This is a genomic window from Rhizobium sp. Root483D2, assembly GCF_001426685.1.
Lineage (GTDB): Bacteria > Pseudomonadota > Alphaproteobacteria > Rhizobiales > Rhizobiaceae > Pararhizobium > Pararhizobium qamdonense.
Window position 1 is genome coordinate 100,461 of the sequence record NZ_LMFB01000018.1, and the last position, 21,048, is coordinate 121,508.

Here is a 21,048-nt window from a genome sequence, read left to right on the forward strand (position 1 = left end):
GACTTTTTGCCCTCTTTTTATGGAAAACCCCTTGAGGTGTGGCATGAGGGGAACAAAAAACCCCGGATTTCTCCGGGGTTAAACGTGGAAAAGCGGCGAACTGCCTGCCTTTTCCCGGTCGCGCCTGCAATCAACGCGGGCAGTCGTCGATGTAGCGGCGGCCGTAGCGGTCGCGGTAGTAGCACTGGCCGGGCTGCTCAGAAACGTTGCCGATCACGGCGCCCGAAACGCCACCGATCGCAGCGCCAACGGCTGCACCGCGCACGTCGCCGGTGATGGCGCCGCCGATGATTGCGCCGGAAACCGCCCCGATACCGGCACCCTTTTCAGTCTGCGTGCAGCTCGCGACGGATAAAGCGAGCAGGACAAGCACGATGGCCTTCTTCATTTGTTTCTCCAAATTCTGGACGCGAGAGGCAAGTTCCCCGCCGTCCGTTTCTCCCCAGGAATGGAAGCTGGACTTTAAGGTCCCCCTCCGGTCGAACTTGCACCTTCGAAAGATAAATGCCTGTCTGTGAAAGTCTACAGACATCCCGCACAATCCCCGTGGTGCCAAGTAATGCTATTCAACCTGAACGGAAGCTGAAGGCTGTTCCCTTAGTGACAGGCCGGTGCGTTTTCCCGCCCGCCAGGCCCTGCTGCGCATGACGATTACCGCTGATCCGATTGAAACAGAATATAAGGACGGGATACTCCATCCCTGTCGCGCGGTCTTGACACAGATCAAGGTTAAGTGGAATGAAATCCATGACGGATAGTTTGGAACTGTTCAAAATTAGGGGCCTTTTGCCGCAGATGGCCGCGATAACCTTTGAAGAGGTTGACGCCGCCGTGCTTTGGATCAAAAAGACGGCAAGGTTCTGGAGACAATGATGGATTTCGAGAGTTTCTTTAAAGGTGAGCTGGACGGCCTGCATCAGGAAGGCCGCTACCGCGTTTTTGCCGATCTGGAGCGCCAGAGCGGACAGTTTCCCAAGGCGACCCGTTATAATTCGGCCGGCGAAAAACAGGACGTGACCGTCTGGTGTTCCAACGACTATCTGGGCATGGGCCAGCATCCCAAGGTCACCGAGGCGATGAAACTCGCCATCGACCAGTGTGGCGCGGGTGCTGGGGGCACCCGGAATATTTCGGGCACCAACCACTACCACGTGCTTCTCGAGCGCGAACTTGCCGATCTGCATGGCAAGGAATCGGCGCTGCTGTTTACTTCCGGCTACGTGTCCAACTGGGCGGCGCTTGGAACGCTCTGTTCGAAGATTCCCGGTGTGATCGTCTTTTCGGACGCCGGGAATCATGCATCGATGATCGAAGGCATCCGCTCCTCCAAATGCGAGCGGGTCATCTTCAAGCACAATTCGCTCACAGACCTCGAAGCCAAGCTGCAGGCCGCCGATCCGCGTGCGCCCAAAATCATTGCTTTCGAATCGGTCTACTCGATGGACGGCGATATCTCGCCGATCAAGGACATCTGCGATCTCGCCGACAAGTATGGCGCGATGACCTATCTCGATGAAGTGCACGCCGTTGGCATGTACGGTCCGCGCGGCGGCGGCATTGCCGAGCGCGAAGGCCTGATGCATCGTTTGACGGTGATCGAGGGCACGCTCGGCAAGGCTTTCGGCGTCATGGGCGGCTATATCGCTGCGTCCACCGCATTGTGTGATTTCATCCGCTCGTTTGCCTCCGGCTTCATCTTCACGACGGCGCTGCCGCCGGCGCTTGCTGCCGGTGCGGTTGCCTCGATCCGTCATCTGAAGGAAAGCCAGGTCGAACGTTTCGCCCACCAGGAGCGTGTCCGCCGGCTGCGCAACCTGCTCGACAAGAACGGCATCCCGCACCTCAACAATCCCAGCCATATCGTACCGGTGATTGTCGGCGACGCCTCCAAGTGCAAGTGGATCTCCGATCTTCTGCTCGACAATTGCGGCGTCTATGTCCAGCCGATCAACTATCCGACGGTGCCGAAGAAGACCGAGCGTCTGCGCATTACCCCGACGCCGCTGCATTCGGATGCCGATATCGACCATCTGGTCGGCGCGCTGCATCAGCTCTGGTCGCGCTGTGCGCTGGCAAGGGCGGTTGCTTAAAACAATTGCCAAAGGCTTGAAGTTGGAATGCGGATTGTCGAAAGATGATCCGCATTTTTGATTCTTGGCAGGCTTTCAAGGGGACTTCGCATGGGCATCGAGCGCAGGCTCAATCAGGTCATCGACCAATTTCTCGAATCGGGGAAAATTACCGGGACCGTGGTGCTTGCCTATCAACATGGTCAACCGCTTTTCCGCCGCGCCGCAGGCTATGCCGACCGGGAAGCGGGCAGGCCGGTTGAATTCGACACGATCTTTCGCTTTGCTTCGCTGACCAAGCCCATCGTTGCGGCAACCGCGCTTGCGATGATCGATCGTGGGCTGATGTCCTTGTCCGACCGGGTGACCGCGCATCTGCCCTGGTTCCAGCCGAAGACGCCGGATGGCGTCGTGGCCGATATGTCCGTTCACCATCTGCTGACCCATACGTCGGGTCTGGTCTATGACGTGACGCTTGAGCATCTTCCCGACGGACAAGCCATCACTTGCGGATTGCTGGACACCGATCTCGATTTCGAGGCCAATTTCAGCCGTCATAACGCCGTGCCCCTGGCATTTGCTCCGGGCGCCGCCTGGTCCTATTCCTTTGCCACCGATATTTTGGGCGCGGTGATTGCCAAGGTTCATGGCGGATCGCTGGAAGATGCCGTGGTCACCTATATTGCCGGTCCGCTGGGGATGGCCGACAGCCGTTTTCACGTCACCGACCCCGCGCGCCTTGCCGCGCCCTATGCCGACGCGTACCCGGCCGCGGTCCGGATGACCGATCCCTATTACGCGCCGGGAGAGGCAGGCTGGACGCTCGGGTTTTCGCCGTCGCGGATTTTCAATCCAAAGGCGTTTCAGTCCGGCGGGGCCGGCATGGTGGGAACGGCGGGCGATTTTCTGGTTTTCCTGGAGACATTGCGGACCGGAGGCGGTGCTGTCCTGTCGCCGCAAACGGTGCATCTTGGCCTTTCCAACCGGATTGGCGGATTGGTCTCGGATCCCGGCTGCTCGTTCGGCTATTTCGGTGCCGTGGTCGATAACCCTACCGAGGCGGGCACGCCGCAATCGGCCGGAACCGTTCGCTGGGGTGGCGTCTACGGGCACAACTGGTTCATCGACCGGGCCAATGGACTGACGGTGTTCAACATGAGCAACAATGCGCTGGAAGGCTGCATGGGCGAATTCCCCGGCCGGATCGTCGAGGCTGTCTACGCCGCGTGACGTCTTACGCTGCGGCCACGTCGCGTTCGACGATGGCTTTGGCGATCCGGCGGGCTTCGGCATCTACCGAAAAGACATCGTCCATTCCGGTTGCTGCCGGCGCTGCAACCAGCGCCTCCATCACGGTTTCGGTGATTTCCGCCATCTGCAGGAAGCCGACGCTGCCGTCGATAAACGCTTCCAAGGCCACCTCCTTGGCGCCATTCAGCACGGCGCTCTGCATGCCGCCGCGCTGCATCGCCAGCCGGGCAAGACGCAAGGCCGGGAAACGCTCTTCGTCCGGCGCTTCGAAATCCAGCCGCGAGAGTTTGGCAAAATCCAGCCGCTCGACATCGAGAGACGGCCGCGCCGGGTGCGACAGGGCATAGCCGATGGCGGTGCGCATATCCGGGCAGCCGAGCTGCGCCAGCACGGAACCGTCGCTATAGCCGACCATGGAATGGATGACCGATTGCGGATGGACGATCACTTCGATCTGGTCCGGCCGCATGCCGAAAAGATGCTTGGCCTCGATCATCTCGAGCGCCTTGTTGAACATCGAGGCGCTGTCGATCGAGATCTTCAGGCCCATCGACCAGTTGGGATGGGCGCGCGCCGTAGCGGCGGTAACATCGCGCATCTCGGTCAGCGTGGAGCGACGGAAGGGGCCGCCGGATGCGGTAAGGATAATGCGCTCGACCGCATGGCGTTGATGTTCTTCCAGCACCTGATAGATGGCATTGTGCTCGCTATCGACAGGCAAAAGCTTGCCGCCTCCGGATTGGACGGCGGCCACGAAGAGATCGCCGGCGGAGACCAGGCATTCCTTGTTGGCAAGCGCAATATCGGCGCCGCGCCGGGCTGCAGCCAGCGTCGGGGCGAGGCCCGCCGTGCCGACGATGGCGGCCATCACCCAGCCGGCATCGCGTTCGGCCGCTTCGATCAGGCCGCTGCGCCCGGCCGCGATCTCTATGCCGGTGCCTGCAAGTGCGGCTTTCAGATCGTGATACTGGGTCTCGTCGGCGGTCACGGCGAGTTCGGCGCCGCTTACCTTCGCCTGTTCGGCCAGGAGCGCGATATTGCCATTGCCGGTCACGGCGGCAATATCGAATGCATCGCGTCCGCCAAGCTGGCGGATGACGTCGAGCGTGTTGGTGCCGATCGAGCCCGTCGAGCCCAGAATGGTCAAGCGGCGTTTGCCTTGCGCGCCGGAGGTCATGGCCAAATCCCGTTATTTTTGTTTTCCTGTTAGCCTCTACAGGTGAAAGCCGATGCCAACAAGGGTAGCCTCGCTCCGGGTGGGGGCGATAGGGTCGCAGGTGCTGCGAATCACGGGCGCAGGGTGGGGCGGATCCTGCTCTTTGCCGGAAAGGATGTCCTCATGCTGAAACTTGCGCTGTTTCTTTCCTGTTCCTGCGTCTTGATCGATGCGACATCGGTTTCCACCGTTGCTGCCGAATCGGTGCCGTCCGAGCTGGTCGGCACATGGCTGGCCGAAGATATCGGCGGCGGCGGTGTCATCGATTTTCTGCAGACAACGCTGGAAATCAATGATGACGGAACCTATTCCGGCTTTGCCGGCTGCAACAGTTACACCGGTACATTCGACCTGAAGGGCGGCGAGATCATTTTTGCGCCGGCGGGTGCGACACGCAAAATGTGCGTGCCGGCGGTGATGGACCAGGAGACGAAGTTTTTTGCGGCCCTGACGGCCGGCCTCTCGTTCAAGATTAAAGACACGAAGCTGGTTCTGAAAACGGCCGATGCGAAGACGGCACTGCGGCTTGCGCCGCATACCGTGTCCTCAGATGTGCTGATCAATATTCCCGGCGCCCGCACTGTCGAGCGGCAAGCCGTGCGTTACGATTGTGCGGGCCAGGCCGTTGCCGCCGACTATATCAATGCCGGTCCGGTTTCGCTGGTGACGCTGACCATCGGCAGCGAGTTCGTCGTCGCCTCCAACGTGCTTTCGGGATCGGGTGCGAAATATGCGGGCGGACAATATGTCTGGTGGACGAAAGGCGAAAATGCGACGCTGATCGACACGATCAAGGGCGACAACGACCCGGGTATCGCCTGCTCCAAGGTGGAATAAACCCGTCAGGACGAGGCCTTGCGGCGGGTGATGAAGCTCAGGGCAAGGACGGCAAAGATCAAGAGGCCGGTGCCGACCTGTTGCCAGTAGAAGTTAAGCCCGGTGAGCAGGAGGCCGTTGGCAACGATGCCGAGCAGCAGCACGCCGAGCACGGTGCCTGGAATATTGGGACGGCCGAGGCGCGAGAGGGTGGTGCCGATGAAGGTCGCGCCGATCGCGTTGAGCAGGAAGGCGCTGCCGGACGAGGGAATGTAGACGGTGACCGTTGCAGACAGGATCAGCCCGGCCACCGCCGCAATCAGCCCGGCAAGGATGAAGGCGACGGCGACATGGGCGCGCGCCGCAATGCCGGAATAGCGCACGACACTTGCCAGAATACCAATTGCAAGCGCGACGCGGCCGAAGCGGGCGCGGGTGAGGACCACGGTGGCGCCGAGGATGATGATGGCGGCGATGATGAGCGGAACCGGAATGCCGGCGATGGCGCCGCGTCCGAGAAAGCGAAAGGCTTCGGGAACGCCGGATGGCGGCAGATAGACCGGGTTGCCGCCATTGGTCAAAAGCTGCTGGATGCTGCGGCCAATGAACAGCGTGCCGAGCGTGGCCAGAAACGGCGAAATGCCGATGCCGGAAATCAGGACCGCATTGAATGCGCCGACCGCTGCACCCGCGCCAAGACCGGCCAGGGCTGCGACGGCGACCGGTTGACCGGCAAGGACCAGCGAGACAAAGGCAAAGCTTGCAAAATCGACAGCCGTGCCGACCGACAGATCGATGCCGCCAACGGAGACGGCGAAGGTCATGGCGATGGCGACGATGGCCAGAAGTGTGAAGTTGTTGACGAGAATGCTCTGCAGATTGGCGATGGTGAGAAATGTCGGGCTTGCGAAGGAGAAGATCGCAAACACCGTGATGAGGGCGAGCACGAGCGCATTGTTGACGATCACGCCGGCGACGGCGCGAAAGGGTGTGGGTGCTTCGAGCGCCGGGGTCTGCAGGGTCATGGGATCAGGCCTCCTGCCTGCGCAGCAAGGTCGTTGCCGAAACGACGAGCAGGATCAGCACGCCCTGGACGCCGCTCACCAGTACGCTTGAAATGTTGAGAAGCTGGAAACCGTTGATGAGGAAACCGACGAACAACGCCGACAGGAGAGTGCCGATCACCGTCGGCACAAGCCGCCGCGAGAAGACGGAGCCGAGCAGGGCGGTGACCACCACTGGCAGGAGCATCTCGCCGGAGCCCGTCGTGCTGCCGCTGAGATTGGAGACCGACAAAACACCGGCAAACCCGCCGCAGAGACCGCTGGCGACGAAGGCGCCTGCGACCAGCCGGCGAACCGGCAGGCCGGCGGCGCGGGCGGCATCTGGAAATTCGCCGACAGCGTAAAGCCGCAGCCCTGTCGCCGTGTATTGCACGATGGCGGCTGCAATCAGCGTGAAGACGAGAAGCACATAGGCGAGTGCCGGAATGCCCAGAGGACCGGAGGAGGACAGGGCGCTCAGCAGCGGCGTCGAGGCCGGAATGACGGTATTCTGCGTCAGCACCAGTTCGAGGCCGGCGACGATATTCATCACGGCGAGCGTTGCGAGCAGCGGCACGATGCCGGCGCCGACAACGGCGATGGCGTTGACCGCGCCGATCAGGAGGCCGGTGAGAAGCGCTGCCGCAACTGCCGCCGCATCGCCATAGCCGAGTTGCGCTGCTGTCGCATAGACAGCGGCGCTCAGGCCCATATTGGCGGCGAGCGACAGGTCGATACCGCCGGTGACGACATTGGAGCCGCCGGCGATCAAAACGATGGTCAGGCCGATCGCAAGCACGCCCGAAATAGCCGACTGTCCCAGCACATTGCCGATATTGCCGACGCTGAGAAAATAGGGCGCGGTCAGCGAAAACACGAGCAGGATGGCGACGAAGGCAAGCAGGGACCCGGCGCGCAACGCGCTGGCGGCGAGAGTGCCACCCCGGCCCGGCTTGGCTGATGGTTCGCCCGCTTTAAAATGGATGGCGGGGGCAAGCTGGATATCAACCGACATGACGAAGAGCCTCTGAAGCGCCGGTGGATGCAGCCAGCAGGTCGTCCGGCGCGGTCTGCGACGAGACGAATTCTCGGATGATGCTGCCGCGGAAAAGCACGAGTATGCGATCGGTAATGCCGATCAGTTCGGACAGGTCGGACGACAGCACAATGATGCCAGCGCCACGGGCGGCGAGATCGCCGATGAGATTGTAGATCTCGACCTTCGAGCCGATATCGACGCCGACCGTCGGCTCGTCCAGCAGGTAGATTTCGGAGTGGCGGCTCAGCCATTTAGCAATCGCCACTTTCTGCTGGTTGCCGCCCGAGAGCGTGCGCACCAGCGCGTCGCGGCCCGATGTCTTGATTTCGAGGCGGCGGATCAACTCATCCGCCTCCTGCCGTTCGCTGTTGAAATCCAGAAAGCCGAGGCGGGTGAAGCGTTTCAGCGACGAGAGCGTGATGTTCTCGGTGACGCTGAGATCGAGCGCCACGCCGTTGCCGCGCCGGTCTTCCGGGACAAGCGCCAGATGTTGATCGACGGCCTGTGCGGGGTTTGCGGAGCGTGCCGGTTTGCCGTCGATGCTGATCGCGCCGGATGTGGCGCTCTCCAGGCCGAACAGCGTGCGGATCAGGTCTTTTGCGCCGGAGCCGAGAAGGCCGGTCAGGCCGAGAACCTCGCCCCGCCGCAGCGTCAGGGAAATATCCTGGTATTTTCCATGCGACGAGAGGTTCTTGAGGGCAAGGATGTCCGTGCCGGGCGGGACGCTGCGTTTTGGAAACATGTCGGCGATATCGCGCGCCACCATCAGCCGGGCGATCGCCGCAGCCGAGGTTTCACGAAGCGGCAGGGTGGCGACATCTTCGCCATTGCGCAGCACCGTGACGGTGTCGCAGAGTTCTTCGATCTCGTTCAAATAATGCGAGATGTAGATGATCGTCACGCCCTCATCGCGCAGGCGGCGGATCAGGCGGAAGAGGATATCGGCCTCGCGGCGCACAAGGGCTGCCGTCGGCTCGTCGAAAACAAGCACTTTGGGCTGGTCCAGCAGCGCGCGGGTGATCTGGACGATCTGTTTTTCGGCGGTGGAGAGTTCGCTGATCAGAGCGCTGTTGGGCAGCCGGACGCCGAAATAATCGCCGAGAATTTCACCGGCACGGCGCTGCATCAGGCGCCGGTCGAGAAAAGGCGTGCCGGCAATGCGTGGTTCGCGTCCAAGGAACAGCGCTTCGCCGACCGTGAAGGTCGGAACGAGCAGGCGGTCCTGATGGATGAAATGGATGCCGAGTTCTTCAACGCGGTGCGGGGTCAGCTTGTCATAGGTCTGGCCATCGATTTCGATGCGGCCTTCGTCGGGCTGATGCAGGCCGGCCAGCAGTTTGATCAGCGTCGATTTCCCGGCACCGTTTTGGCCAACCAGGCCGTGGACCGTGCCGCGCTTGACGCGCAAGGAGGCATGGTTGAGCGCCAGCGCGCCATCAAAGCGCTTGACGATCCGGTCGAGATGAATGGCATCGCCGGTTCCGTCTCGTGAAGCTGCGCTCATGGCGAATTGTCCCGATGATCGACCCGTGTGGAAAGGCGACCCGGAACTTAACCGGATCGCCATGAGACATGATGGCGTTAGCCGATGCCGAGCTTCTTGGTGACTTCGTTGACATTCGCCTTGTTGGCGATCAGCGCGTGCACGTAGGTTTCGCGCGGCAATGTCTGGCCAGCGAGAAGCTTGGCGACATTCTGGATGGCCGTGCGGCCGATTTCGGCCGGCTGCTGCGCCACGTCGGCGCCCGCCGGCGAGTTCGGATCGGCCACCAGCTGCAGCACTTCCGGGCTGCCATCGACGCCGTATGTGCGGATCTCGGTGCGGCCAGCCGCGGTCAGGGCCTGCGTCGCGCCAAGCTGGGGAATATCCCAAGCCGACCAGATCGCCTTGATCGAGCCCTTCTCCGGATATTTGTTGAGAAGTGCGGTGATCTGCGTGAAGGCGTCCTGAACCGTGTTCGGGATGACGTCGCGCAATTCCGGCTCAAGGATATTCACCTTGGGGAAATATTTGACGACATTGACCAGCTGGTCGTAGCGGATGGCGCAGGGCGTAACGCCGTAAAAGCCGTTGAACACGACGATATTGCCTTCGCCGCCGATATCGGAGACAAGCTGCAGCGCCAGGTCCTTGCCGATACCCCAATTGTCCGAGGTGGTGTTGTTGATCGAATGAGTGGAACCGACATCGACTGTCAGTACCGGAATACCGGCGTCGCGGGCCTTTTTCAGCCAGGGATCGATGACGCTGAGCGTTCCAAGGATCTGGACGATCGCATCCGGCTTCTGGGCAATCAGCGTCTGCAGCTGTGAGACGAGCTTGCCGTCATTGCGGCCGGCATCTACCGCGATCGGTTCGCCGCCGAGACGTTTCACTTCCTCGATCTGGGCATTGTAAGCCTGAAGGTCGAAGAAGTGATCCGTGCCGGTGGCGCTGATGCCGATGCGCTTGCCCTTGAGCGAAAGCTCTCCATCCGCTGCTGCCGCTGTCCGGCTGCCAATCAGGCTCGCACCGGCCAGTGCCGCACCCGCAACGGCCGAGAGTTTCAAAAGGTCGCGGCGGCCGACGCCTGGTGCCGCTTTTTCCTGTGTCATGGTCAATCCCCGATTAAATAATGTCTATAGAATAAGTGCATTGTTGCCAAAGCCGAGGAAGAAATTTCCAAAGATGACGCGGCGGCCGGAAAACTTGGCCGGGCAAGCCGCCAGACCGCGAAATCCCGGCAGCGGACAATGTCAGGACGAGATGCTGCGCCCCGTGCCATAGGTTAGCGCCAGGGCACCGACGAGGACGGCGCCCTTGACGAAGTCCTGCGTGTAATAGGGCGCATTGAGCATGGTCAGACCGTTGAGCAGAACGCCGACGAAGACAGCGCCGACGATGGTGCCGAGCACATTCGGCCGCCGCTTTCCAAGGACCGCAAAGCCGATCAGCGCGGCTGCCACCGCGTCCATCAGCAGAGAGCCGCCGGAGGAGACATCGCCGCGCCCGACGCGGGCGGCAATGACGATGCCGCCGAGGGAGGCAAGCGTGCCGGAGATGACATAGGCGAGCGTCTTCAGCCGCGCCGTCGATGCGCCCGCCAGCCGCGTGGCCACTTCGTTGCCGCCGGTGGCAAACAGCAGGCGCCCAATGCGGGTGCGCTCCGTCAGAACGAACAGGGCGACGGCGACGAGCGCCATCAGCACGACAGATACCGGCACGATGCCGAACAGGCTGGAACGGCCGATCAGCAGGAAGGCGGGATCGTAGGCGCCGGTGGCTGTCGTGCCATCCGGCAGGATCAGCCCGGCGGAGATCGAGCGGCCGGCGGTCGGGATGAGCTGCAGGCCGGAGAGCAGAAACATCATCGACAACGTTGCCAGCAGATCGGGAACGCGCAGCCGGACGATGAGGAAGGCGTTGACGAGACCGATCAGCGCTCCAAAGGCGAGAACCAGCGGTACGGTGGCAAATGTATCGAGCCCCCAGACGATCATGGCATAGCTGGCGGCCATGACGCTGGAGGCGGCAATCGCCCCGATCGAAAGATCGAAACCGCCGACGGCCAGCGTGACGGTAACGCCGGCCCCCAGGATGGCGACGACGGCGACGGCCTGCAGGATGCTCATCAGATTGCCGAGATTGGCGAAGGCAGGCTCGGCCGTAGAAAAGCCGATGAGCAGTGCTGCCAGAAGGATGAAGACGGCACCGGATCGCAAGGCGTTGCCGAGGTCTGCAAGCCGGGCCCAGCTGTTTGCGTTGCGCGGCTCAGGCGGCGCGGTTTCGTCAATGATCGAGGTCATGCATGTCTCTCCTGGGGGAGGCGGGATGGCGCGCCGTTGGGCGCTGCGGCAAGGCTGTGGTGGTCCATGACGAGAATACGGTCGGCAACCTCATAGGCCTCCTCGGGGTCGGAGGTGGCAATCAGGGTGGCACGGTCGTTGCGGCTGCGGATCGCCTGGATAATATCGTGGCGGGCGCCGACATCGACGCCCTGGAAAGGTTCATCGAGCAACAGAAGCAGGCTCGGTTCCGCTTCCCAGCGGGCAAGAACCGCCTTTTGCTGGTTGCCGCCGGACAGCGACCCGATCGGCGCGTGCGGTCCGGACGCCTTGATGCGCAGGCGGTCGATCGCCTTTTCCGCTTCGCGCTGTTCGCGGCCGCCAAACAGCAGGCCGTGCGGGTACCATTTTGCCAGATGCGGCAGGCTGACGGTGGCTGCCAGAGAACTTCCCGGCCAGCCGGCTGGCATCAGCGAGGACCGGTGCCGGTCCTCTGCCGCCATGGCGACGCCGGTGGCAATAGCCTGCGCCGGTGTTGCCGGCCGGTGCCTGCGGCCGTGAAGATACATCTCTCCTGCGGTAAGCCGGCCAGCGCCGAAGATGGCGGAAAGCAGGCGGCTCTTGCCGGCACCCAGCACGCCGGTGATCGCCACCACTTCGCCAGTATGGACGGTAAGATCGAAAGGAATGGCGCCGGGTTTAAGCTGCGCATCGCGCATTTCAAAGACCGGCGGCCCCTCTGGAATACGTATGCCGGGCCGGGCCGATTGCAGCTTGCGGCCGATCATGGTCTCGATGGCGGCGTTGAAATCGATGGGATGCTGGAAGGCACCGGCGACCGCGCCACCGCGCATCACCAGGACCCGATTGGCGATCGCCTGCAGATCGGCAGTGCGATGCGAAATATAGAGAATGGCAAGGCCGCCGTCGCGCAGGCGCTTGAGAATGTCGAACAGGCGCTGGCTTTCGGCGATCGACAGGCTGGCCGTCGGTTCGTCGAGGATCAGCAGGTCTGCCCGGTCGGCGAGCGCGCGGGCTATGGCCACCAGTTGCCGGTCTGCGGCGGTCAGATCGGCGAAGTCCCGGTCGAGCGGCAGATCGAAACCGGCGGTGTCGAGGATCGCCTGCGCCTGACGTCTGATCCCGGTGCGGGAGACGAAGAACGGCTGGCCGCGCTGGGTAAAGCGCGTCAGAAGCAGCGTATCTGCAACAGTAAGCCCGGCAGCACCGACCAGGTCTGTCGATTGATGAACCGTGACCACGCCGGCGGCGGCAGCGTCGGCGGGGGTGCGTGGCGTATAGGCCTGTCCGTTCAGCGTGATCGTGCCGCTATCGGCCGGCAGGACGCCGGAGAGGATTTTGACCAGCGTCGATTTGCCGGCGCCATTCGCCCCCATCAGCGCGACGATCTCGCCTGCGTCAATTGTCAGCGTCGCGTTCGCGAGAGCGCGCGTGGACTGAAAGCTGCGGCTGAGCGCATCGACCTGGAGCAACGGCATGACGGGAAATCCTGAAATGCTTATAGTCTATATAATTTGTCATATATCAGTTGCCGATGACAGCCGTCGTGGCGGAACAGGTTTGCGAACAACCGGCTGCGGCGGTAATTTCTTTGCGGGTGGATAGGGGAAGGCAGAACGTTCACGCCGCCTGACTGAGAACAAGTGATATCGCGCGGCGCCGGTAGGACTTTGCCGCGCAGGGCAGTTGGCGCGAAACAGGTTTCTCCCCAACCGGCAAAAATGGGACTAATTAGTCTATTAAAATTATGGATTGAATATCTAATAGACGCTGCGTCCCGAGAAGGGCTGGCTGCTTGCCGGAGACGTGTTCGATTGTCTTCAGAAGGAACGCCGTCATGAAAACCATTCTCCGTCTGGCGGCAACCGCCGCTCTCATTCCCGTCCTGTTCGTCTCAGCGGCCAAGGCCGATGGCGTGGCCGGCGCGCCGGCCCCGTTCGACAAGGGCGGCGTCAAGCTGGCACTGATCAGCTATATTTCCGCCGGCGATTTCTTCCAGGCCTATCAGGCCGGCGCCGAGGCGCAGGCGAAGGCGCTTGGGATCGATCTGCGGGTCTTCCCCGGCCGCCAGAACGCGGCCGAACAGCGCGAGCAGATCCTGCAGGCGATCAATCTCGGCGTTGAAGGGATCGTTGTCGATCACGGCGTGCCCGAATCGCTTGGCGATGTCGTGCAGCAGGCGCTGGACAAGGGCATCAAGGTCGTCGCCTTCGACGTCAATCTCAACAATCCGAAGGTGCCGCAGGTCGAGCAGAGCGACCATGCGCTGGCAAAACAGGCGCTGGAGCAGGCCGTCAAGGACAATGGCACCAGCTTCAATGCCGGTTACGTCTATGTCGCCGGCTTTGCGCCGCTCGATCGCCGCAACGAGGTCTGGGACACGTTCAAGGCGGAAAACAAGGGTGTCGTCGAAAAGGCGCGCTTCGGCAATGTCAGCGACACGACGGCAACCAGCACAGCCGATCAGGCCAAGGCGGCGCTGCGGGCCAATCCCGATATTACCGTGGTTTTTGCGCCCTATGACGAATTTGCCCGTGGCGTGAAGCTGGCGGCGGCCGATCTTGGCATTTCCGGCAAGCTGAAGATCTACTCCGCCGATGTTTCGACCGCCGATATCCAGGAGATCGTCGAGGAAGGCAGCCCCTGGGTCGCAACGGTTGCGACCAATCCGGCGGTGGTCGGCGCGGTCTCGATCCGTGCCGCAGCGCTTGAAATTGCCGGGCAGCCGGTTCCCCGCCAGATCACCGTCGAGCCGACGCTTTTGACCCAGAAAAGCCTGCGCGACGCCGGTGTCAAAACCATCGAGGAACTTGCCGCCAAGATCCCAGCCTTCAGCGCCAGCGATGCCGTCACGGCAAGCTGGATCCCGGCCAAACTGTTCTGATCCCTTGCAGTGCGACGGCGGAGCCGCTGGTGGTTCCGCCGCTTTCCTTCGTTGAAACTGGAGCATCTCCTCATGAGCCAATCCAATGTCGTCTATGCAGCCGGTCTCGGCGTCACGCGCGACAGCCTGTTTGCCAGCGCTGCTGAAATCTCCCATGACCTGTCGCTGCATGCGGCGGATCTCGACCGGGACGGACGCCCGCCGATCGGCGAGATCGTCAAGCTGAAGAAGGCCGGCCTGCTCAACGCCTTGCATGCGCGCGAGATCGGCGGTGGCGGGCTGGATTGGGTCGATGGCCTGAAACTGGTTCGCATCCTGGCGCGCGGCGAAAGCTCCATCGGGCAATTGCTCGGCTATCACTATGTCAACAGCCAGTCGATCTACTGGTCATTTGCGGATCAGGCGCGCGCGCAGGTTCTGGGGGCTGAAACCGTCTCGCAGAACCTTTACTGGGGAGCTGCGGTCAACCCGCGCGATCCCGGCCTGACATTGACGCGCCGTGGCACCGGCTATGTTTTGAACGGCCGCAAATCTTTCTCCACTGCGGCCCGGGTGTCCGACTATATCAATGCCAATGCGACGCTGGAGGGCAAGATTGCTAATTTTGCCGTGCCGACCGACCGGCCCGGTTATGTCGCCAATGACGACTGGGACAATATTGGCCAGCGGCTGTCTGATTCAGGCAGCGTCGAGTTCCATGATTTTCCCGTTTATGAGGAGGATTTCATCGCGCAGCCGGCCAATGAAAATGTCCCGCCGCCCGCTTTGGCGACGTTCAACACGCCGCTGATCCAGCTGGTTTTCGTCAATTTTTATCTGGGCGCTGCCGAAGGGTCGCTGGCCGCTGCTGTCGATTACATCCGCACCACCACCCGTCCCTGGGTGACGTCAGGCGTCGAGCGCGCGGCCGACGATCCCTATATTCTCGAACGTGTCGGCGAATTTACCGCAGCGCTGAAAGCGTCTGTTGCGCTTGCCGACAGTGCCGCCCTCGTGGTGCAGACGTCGCTTGCGAAGGGGCATGATGTGACCGCACGCGAACGCGGCGAAGCGGCCGCTGAAGCCTATGCCGCCAAGGTCCACGCCACCCATGTCGCCCTCGACATTACGGCTCGTGTCTTCGAAGTGACCGGTGCCCGCTCGACCGCCGAAAAATACCGGTTCGACCGCTTCTGGCGCAATGTGCGGACCCATACGCTGCATGATCCGGTGTTCTACAAGGCCAAGGAAGTCGGTGAGTTCGTGCTGAACGACAAGGTGCCGGTGGTGAGCCTGTATAGCTGATGAGGGTGCTTCCCCTTCTCCCCAGCGGGGAGAAGGTGCCCGAAGGGCGGATGAGGGGGCCGGACGCTCGGAATATGCCGAACCGCCCCCTCATCGCCTCGCATCCGCTCGGCACTTCTCCCCGCTGGGGAGAAGGTGGAGATCGTTGAAAGGCCATGATTTCAATAGGATAGTGTTAGGGATGCGGACGCAAGTCCTCGGGTTAAAACCGACGGGTAAGGCGAAGAGCGGTTTGCCATTCTCGTCAAAATCGCGGCTGAACGCTGCCGTCCGCAATCGTCAGTCCCCCTCACAAAGCCCCGTTCTTCGGTGGTGCAACCCCGTTCAAGTGATAGTTCCCCACAACATGGGCTTTCCAGCGCACAGGGTCGTGCAGCGTATGGGTGCGGGCGTTGCGCCAGTGGCGGTCGAGGTTGAGGCCGATGCGGGTGGCGGATGTGCCGGCCAGTTCGAACAGGGCGGTGGAGGCGGCGAGGGCGACTTCGGTGGTCAGCACTTTTGCGGCGGCAACCGAGAGGGTGGCGTCGATGACATTGGCTTCGGTCGTATCCATCTGGGCGATATCGACCTTGCGGCCGGCATGCTCGATCAGCGCCGTTGCCGCCTCGATCTTGATGGCGATCTCGCCGATCCTGGCGATGGTCAAGGGGTCGTCCGCGGCGCGTTCAACGCCGGAATCCTTCCAGGGGCGGCTCTGGGTCCGCACGAATTCTAGGGTTTCGGCGAAGGCTGCCCGTGCGATGCCGAGATCGACGCCGGCATGAATGATCTGGCCCACCGAACCGATCGTGGTCGGCCGTTCGAAGCCCTTGTGATGGAAGACGATGGCGTCGGCATTGACGTAGACGTCGTTGAAAATGGTCGTGCCGCTGCCGGTGGTGCGCTGGCCGAAACCGTCCCAGTCATCGACGATCTCGATGCCCTCGGTTCCCTTGGCAAGAAAGGACATGGTCAGGCGCTCTTCGGGATCGAGCGCGAACACCGTGATCCAGTCGGCAAAGAGCACGCCGGTCGAATAGAATTTCTGGCCGTTGACGCGGTAGCCCGGTCCTTCCGGCGTGATGCGGGTGTTGTAATCGGCGACCGTCTTGGTGCCGCGCTCGGAGAGCGCATTGCCGAACCGGTCGCCGGCCAGGGCGCGGCCGAAGAAAAAGCGCTTCTGCTCCTCGCTGCCATCAACCCGCAGCGCTTCGAGAATATAGAAATGGTTTTGCGGGATCTGGCCGATCGACCCGTCCGCTTCCGAGAGGATGGCCGTCACTTCCGCCAGGATGGCATTGGAGACATCCAGCCCGCCATATTCGGCGGGGACCGTGATCGCCAGAAGACCGGACCGGGCGATTTCATCGAGTTCGTCATAGGGTAAAGTGCGATTGGCATCGCGCTCGGATGCGCGTATGGCGAAATCAGCGGCCAGCGCACGGGCGGTCTCGATGGCCTCGAAATCGCTGCGGAGGCGACCGGCCGTTTGTTTGACGATTGGCTGATACTGCAAGATGGTTTCCATCGCACGCTCCTTTTGCACGGAACATGGGTGGAAGAAGTCGGGCGGAAAGATAAGAGTATAATTTCTATAGATCGACTGGACTAAGAAAAGTCTTTTCTTAAAGCAGGTTTTCCGCCGTCTGTAGCGTTTGGGTCTGCAAGCATTTGGCGATCACCTCTGCCACAAACACGGCATGGTCGGTCACCTGCGGCAGGCCCATCAACTCCCCGAACGTGCCACGCGCCAGCGGTCCGGCGATCAACAAGGACGGCGTAACACCGGCCACGGGGCCGATCGCTTCCGAATTGCGGGTGCAGGATAGTCCAAGCCCGGTCGGATCGAGTTCAAGATAACCGCTTTGCGCGAGTTCGGCGAGGAAAGGCTGGCTGGCAAGAATGCCGCCATGGCCGGGACCGGTGGTCACCACCACGGCATCGTAGGTTTTCTTAACGGTGGCGGAAGACCGCCGCAAACGCAGCGTGCAGTGGATTGCATCGGCCTCGATACGGCTTGCGGCAACGGAGCCGGACAGGATTTCAAGGCGCCCTTGCGCAATTGCCGCGTCGAGCGCCGCCTCCACCTGCGGCGCGACCCGGAACCGGTGCACATCCCAGAACGGCCGCAAATGCCGGACGATGCGCTGGCGTTCAACAAGCGGCAAAATCTGCCACAGCGCTTGCCCCTGCGCCCGCACCTGATCGATGACGCCGTGCCAGGTCCGGCCCTCCAGAGCCGCTTGCCGGATTTCCGCGCGGATGTTTTTCAGGAGTGTGAGCGCCGTGAAAGCCGGTTGTGCCAGGAAATCGCCAGCAGGGTCCTGCGCCACCGCCGCATGGCCGCGCGAGCGCAATCCCCGCCGCGAAATCGCGGTGATCGGGCCTTCATGGCCCTTCAGGGCGAGCGCGGCAATCACGTCGGCCGAGGTCAGGCCGTTTCCGACCACAAGCACCCGGTCCAAGGGGCGGATGGCCGCAAGCGCGCCGGATCTGGTCGGGTCGGGCACGAAACGGGGATGGTCCTTCAGCACCGCCTGAAGCTGTCCAGGCGCCACCGGTGGCGGGTGACTGGTGGCAATCACGACGATATCGGCCCAGGTTTCAGTGCCATCGCCGTCGATGATCAGCCAGCGCGCATCATCGCGCAACACATGTGCGACGGGGGTGCGGCGATGCTCGATAGCGCCGCTTGCGATCAGCGGCTGCAGCATGGCGTTGACATAATTACCGAACACTTTGCGCCGGGGAAACAATGCGCCGTCGGGCCGCAGCGCGTCGCTGTCACCAGCCGTGGCCGCATGCTCGGCGATCCAGCGCAGGAAATGCTCGGGATCATCGGACAGAAGGCTCATGCGCGCAGCGGGAACGTTGATGCGGTGGGCGGGTTCGTCCGTGTCATAGGCGAGCCCCTTGCCGAGGCTTTCACGCGGTTCAAAGACGATAATTTTGGGCGCAGCGATATTGGGGGCCGTCGTTGCAGCTGCATTTGCGAGGTGAAAGGCTGTTGCCGCGCCCGACACGCCGCCGCCGATAATGGCGACCACCGCAGGCTGCGATTTGTCCGGCACGTCGCCGGAGGCTGCGCCGGACAATGTCATCGGGGTGACGATCAACTGGTTCATGGCACCTTTCGTCTCGCCGTTTTCCTGGCTTTCGTTTCTTGGCTGGCCGTTCGATAGTCTACATTTTTTATCAATATTATCCGACGGTCAAGCCTTTACCGTGTTGATAAACCTAGCCAGGATCGTAGCGGGTGATGTCAGGACTTCTCATCGAGGGCAAGAAGCACGCGCGTCAGCAGTTCTTCCTCATCGCGGACACCGTGACGATAGAGGGTCAACACCAGGGCTGCCACCGGGTCATTGGCGTCGCTGTCGGGTGCGATCTTGCGGGCGTCCCTTGCACGGTCGAAGACCCGCTGACAGAGCTGCACGTGATCGGGGAGCATTGGCTCGTTGCGCCATTTCGTCATGCTTCGTCTCCTGTTGCCGGATGACGCTGGACTTGCCGGCATCACCGTTCGGCAAGGCTTGCGCTACGGTTGATCGATACGAGTGACGATTGATTGTGGCGGTTTTTTATCGCGATGGGATCAGGCGGGCTCTGCCGCCGTGGCCGGGTCCATCATCGGCACGGCAGCGTTCAGATCGTTATCGGCATATTTGATCACAAGGATGCTGAGGATCGAACCGACGATGACGAAGACAACGGCGCGCATGGACATTTGCATAGGACTGTTCCTGTTTAAGCACGCTGGAAACGTATGAAGGCAGGGCTTGTTCCATAAGCAGACCCGCAGATTGCCGGATTGCAGAAGCGGCTGTGCAGCCCGGTTTGGAGAGTAAGAAAGACAATCCGGCTTTTTTGACTGGTTTGAGGACTTGCTGGCAGCCTACGATGCCAATAGATCAGATTGGCACACGAAAAGCAGCCGGGGGGTTAGTGCGTGCATCACGATATGGCATTGGTGGCAACTGTCGCAATCAGCTTCGTTCTCGCGGCGGCCTGCGGTTATTTTGCGGACCGGCTGCGCCTGCCGCCGTTGGTCGGATATCTGTTTGCCGGCATTCTGATGGGGCCTTTTACGCCAGGGTTTACAGCTGACACGGCGCTTGCCACCCAGCTTGCCGAGATCGGCGTCATTCTTTTGATGTTCGGCGTGGGCCTGCATTTTTCCGCCGCAGATCTCATCGCCGTGCGTGGCGTGGCGATCCCCGGGGCCATCGGCCAGATCATCCTGGCAACCCTTCTTGGCATTGGCCTGTGTACGCTCTGGGGCTGGGATCTCGGCGCGGGGCTGGTTTTCGGGCTCAGCGTTTCCGTGGCCAGCACCGTCGTTCTCTTGAAGGCGCTGGAGGAACGCAACCTGGTCAACTCGCCAAATGGACGGGTGGCGATCGGCTGGCTGATCGTCGAGGACCTGGCAATGGTTCTGGCGCTCGTTCTCCTGCCGATCGTTGCCGAAGTCTTGGGCGCTCAAGGATCTGCGCCGCATGCGGCGGAAGGTGCTGCAACGCCGGTTGCTCTGACGATCATGCTGACATTGGTGAAGCTCGGCGCCTTCGCCGTCCTTGCCATTGTATTGGGACCAAGGATCGTTCCCTGGCTTTTGACGCTGGTTGCCCGCACGGGATCGCGCGAACTGTTCACGCTCACCGTTCTTGCCATCGCGCTTGGCATCGCCTTCGGTTCGGCGATGCTGTTCGGCGTTTCATTTGCACTTGGCGCCTTTTTCGCCGGCGTCGTCATGAGCGAATCGCATCTCAGCCACAGGGCAGCCGCGGATTCTCTGCCGCTGCAAAATGCCTTTTCGGTCCTGTTCTTCGTCTCGGTGGGCATGCTGTTCAACCCGAAAATCCTGATCGAGCAGCCGCTGGCCGTTCTTGCCATCCTGGCGCTGATCACGCTTGGAAAATCGCTGATTGCCGCCGGTTTCGTGCTGATGCTGCGCTATCCTCTGTCGATGGCGCTGACGGTGGCGGCGAGCCTTGCCCAGATCGGCGAATTCTCCTTCATCGTCGCGGGGCTTGGTGTTTCCCTGGGCCTCATGTCGCAGGAGGGCTACGACCTCATCCTTGCCGGTGCCATCCTGTCGATCACCCTCAATCCGCTGATCTTCTGGGCGGCGGCAAAGCTGAAGACGGCAATGGGTGGGGCTGCGCCGGTCTATGGCGCGCGGAAAATCAAACTCTTGACCCGTGACCTCGATATCATCAAGGCTCGCGTCGAGGAGAAGGAAAGCAAGCAGCAGCTGAAAAAACAGCAGCTGGTCCATACCTTCCCGCTGTTTTCCGAGGTCAACGAACATGCGCTGGAGGAGCTTCTGCTGTTGTTCCGTCCAGCCTCCGCCTCGCCCGGCGACAAGGTCATCCGGGTCGGCGAACGGGGCGATGCGATGTATTTCATCTCGTCCGGTGCCGCCGAGGTCCGCTTGCCGGGCAATGCCATCCGTCTGGAGGCGGGGGCGTTTTTCGGCGAAATGGCATTGCTCAGCGGCGGATTGCGCACGGCCGATGTGATCGCCGTTGATTTCTGCCATTTCTTCAAACTCGACCGGCGGGATTTCAATATTTTCATGGCGCGGCATCCACGCCTGCGCGCCGCCGTCAGCGACATGGCCCGCGAACGCAAGAAGATGAACGTGCCCGGCATTGTCCAGGGCGGCGCGGCCGGCTGAG

General features: G+C 61.8%; 18 protein-coding genes. 6 read left to right on the top strand and 12 right to left on the bottom strand.

Translation table 11 applies throughout. The features are described 5' to 3' along the window. Positions 1–130: 130 nt before the first annotated feature. Complete coding sequence (locus ASD32_RS16135; RefSeq protein WP_060639070.1) at positions 131–388, bottom strand: glycine zipper family protein; 258 nt, start codon at positions 386–388, stop codon at positions 131–133. A 484-nt stretch (positions 389–872) separates the two neighbouring features. Here ASD32_RS16135 and hemA point away from each other — a divergent pair, with 484 nt between their 5' ends. Together hemA and ASD32_RS16145 are read left to right on the top strand one after the other, a co-directional pair. Next, positions 873–2,090, top strand: coding sequence for a 5-aminolevulinate synthase (gene hemA, locus ASD32_RS16140; protein WP_060639071.1), 1,218 nt, complete (start codon positions 873–875; stop codon positions 2,088–2,090). A gap of 90 nt (positions 2,091–2,180) precedes the next feature. After that, positions 2,181–3,299: a serine hydrolase domain-containing protein gene (locus ASD32_RS16145; RefSeq protein WP_060639072.1), complete on the top strand. Its 1,119-nt coding sequence runs from the start codon at positions 2,181–2,183 to the stop codon at positions 3,297–3,299. A 4-nt stretch (positions 3,300–3,303) separates the two neighbouring features. On the opposite strand, the gene dxr is transcribed toward ASD32_RS16145, so the two are convergent. Further along, on the bottom strand, positions 3,304–4,497 hold the full coding sequence (gene dxr, locus ASD32_RS16150) for a 1-deoxy-D-xylulose-5-phosphate reductoisomerase (RefSeq protein ID WP_060639073.1): 1,194 nt from the start codon (positions 4,495–4,497) through the stop codon (positions 3,304–3,306). A gap of 162 nt (positions 4,498–4,659) precedes the next feature. On the opposite strand from dxr, the gene ASD32_RS16155 reads away from it, so the two are divergent. Then, on the top strand, positions 4,660–5,373 hold the full coding sequence (locus ASD32_RS16155) for an META domain-containing protein (RefSeq protein WP_060639103.1): 714 nt from the start codon (positions 4,660–4,662) through the stop codon (positions 5,371–5,373). Positions 5,374–5,378: 5 nt separating this feature from the next. On the opposite strand, the gene ASD32_RS16160 is transcribed toward ASD32_RS16155, so the two are convergent. From ASD32_RS16160 to ASD32_RS16185, 6 genes are all read right to left on the bottom strand, one after another. After that, the gene (locus tag ASD32_RS16160; protein ID WP_060639074.1) at positions 5,379–6,377 is read right to left on the bottom strand and encodes an ABC transporter permease; all 999 of its coding nucleotides are present in this window, start codon (positions 6,375–6,377) and stop codon (positions 5,379–5,381) included. Positions 6,378–6,381: 4 nt separating this feature from the next. Next, positions 6,382–7,410: an ABC transporter permease gene (locus ASD32_RS16165; RefSeq protein ID WP_060639075.1), complete on the bottom strand. Its 1,029-nt coding sequence runs from the start codon at positions 7,408–7,410 to the stop codon at positions 6,382–6,384. After that, complete coding sequence (locus tag ASD32_RS16170; RefSeq protein ID WP_060639076.1) at positions 7,400–8,938, bottom strand: sugar ABC transporter ATP-binding protein; 1,539 nt, start codon at positions 8,936–8,938, stop codon at positions 7,400–7,402. The genes ASD32_RS16165 and ASD32_RS16170 overlap by 11 nt, the downstream gene beginning before the upstream one ends. 77 nt (positions 8,939–9,015) lie before the next feature. Beyond that, positions 9,016–10,029, bottom strand: coding sequence for a sugar ABC transporter substrate-binding protein (locus tag ASD32_RS16175; RefSeq protein WP_060639077.1), 1,014 nt, complete (start codon positions 10,027–10,029; stop codon positions 9,016–9,018). A gap of 141 nt (positions 10,030–10,170) precedes the next feature. Continuing rightward, positions 10,171–11,220, bottom strand: a complete 1,050-nt coding sequence (locus tag ASD32_RS16180; RefSeq protein WP_060639078.1) for an ABC transporter permease — start codon at positions 11,218–11,220, stop codon at positions 10,171–10,173. Continuing rightward, positions 11,217–12,698 carry a sugar ABC transporter ATP-binding protein gene (locus tag ASD32_RS16185; RefSeq protein WP_060639079.1) on the bottom strand — a complete coding sequence of 494 codons (1,482 nt, stop codon included), beginning with the start codon at positions 12,696–12,698 and terminating at the stop codon, positions 11,217–11,219. Before ASD32_RS16185 ends, ASD32_RS16180 begins: the two co-directional genes overlap by 4 nt. 359 nt (positions 12,699–13,057) lie before the next feature. On the opposite strand from ASD32_RS16185, the gene ASD32_RS16190 reads away from it, so the two are divergent. Together ASD32_RS16190 and ASD32_RS16195 are read left to right on the top strand one after the other, a co-directional pair. Continuing rightward, complete coding sequence (locus tag ASD32_RS16190) at positions 13,058–14,104, top strand: substrate-binding domain-containing protein (RefSeq protein WP_060639080.1); 1,047 nt, start codon at positions 13,058–13,060, stop codon at positions 14,102–14,104. A gap of 72 nt (positions 14,105–14,176) precedes the next feature. Next, positions 14,177–15,388, top strand: a complete 1,212-nt coding sequence (locus ASD32_RS16195; protein WP_060639081.1) for an acyl-CoA dehydrogenase family protein — start codon at positions 14,177–14,179, stop codon at positions 15,386–15,388. Positions 15,389–15,677: 289 nt separating this feature from the next. On the opposite strand, the gene ASD32_RS16200 is transcribed toward ASD32_RS16195, so the two are convergent. The 4 genes from ASD32_RS16200 to ASD32_RS29605 all read right to left on the bottom strand — a co-directional run bounded on the left by ASD32_RS16200 (position 15,678) and on the right by ASD32_RS29605 (position 19,100). Then, positions 15,678–16,895: an SfnB family sulfur acquisition oxidoreductase gene (locus tag ASD32_RS16200; protein ID WP_060639082.1), complete on the bottom strand. Its 1,218-nt coding sequence runs from the start codon at positions 16,893–16,895 to the stop codon at positions 15,678–15,680. 97 nt (positions 16,896–16,992) lie between these two features. Further along, entirely contained in the window at positions 16,993–18,468 is a 1,476-nt protein-coding gene (locus ASD32_RS16205; protein WP_060639104.1) for an FAD/NAD(P)-binding protein, read from the bottom strand. A gap of 161 nt (positions 18,469–18,629) precedes the next feature. Next, the gene (locus ASD32_RS16210) at positions 18,630–18,842 is read right to left on the bottom strand and encodes a hypothetical protein (protein ID WP_060639083.1); all 213 of its coding nucleotides are present in this window, start codon (positions 18,840–18,842) and stop codon (positions 18,630–18,632) included. 120 nt (positions 18,843–18,962) lie between these two features. Beyond that, positions 18,963–19,100, bottom strand: a complete 138-nt coding sequence (locus ASD32_RS29605) for a hypothetical protein (protein WP_156383204.1) — start codon at positions 19,098–19,100, stop codon at positions 18,963–18,965. Positions 19,101–19,316: 216 nt separating this feature from the next. Between ASD32_RS29605 and ASD32_RS16215 the strand changes: the two genes are divergently transcribed. Then, positions 19,317–21,047, top strand: coding sequence for a cation:proton antiporter (locus tag ASD32_RS16215; protein ID WP_060639084.1), 1,731 nt, complete (start codon positions 19,317–19,319; stop codon positions 21,045–21,047). Position 21,048 lies beyond the last annotated feature (1 nt).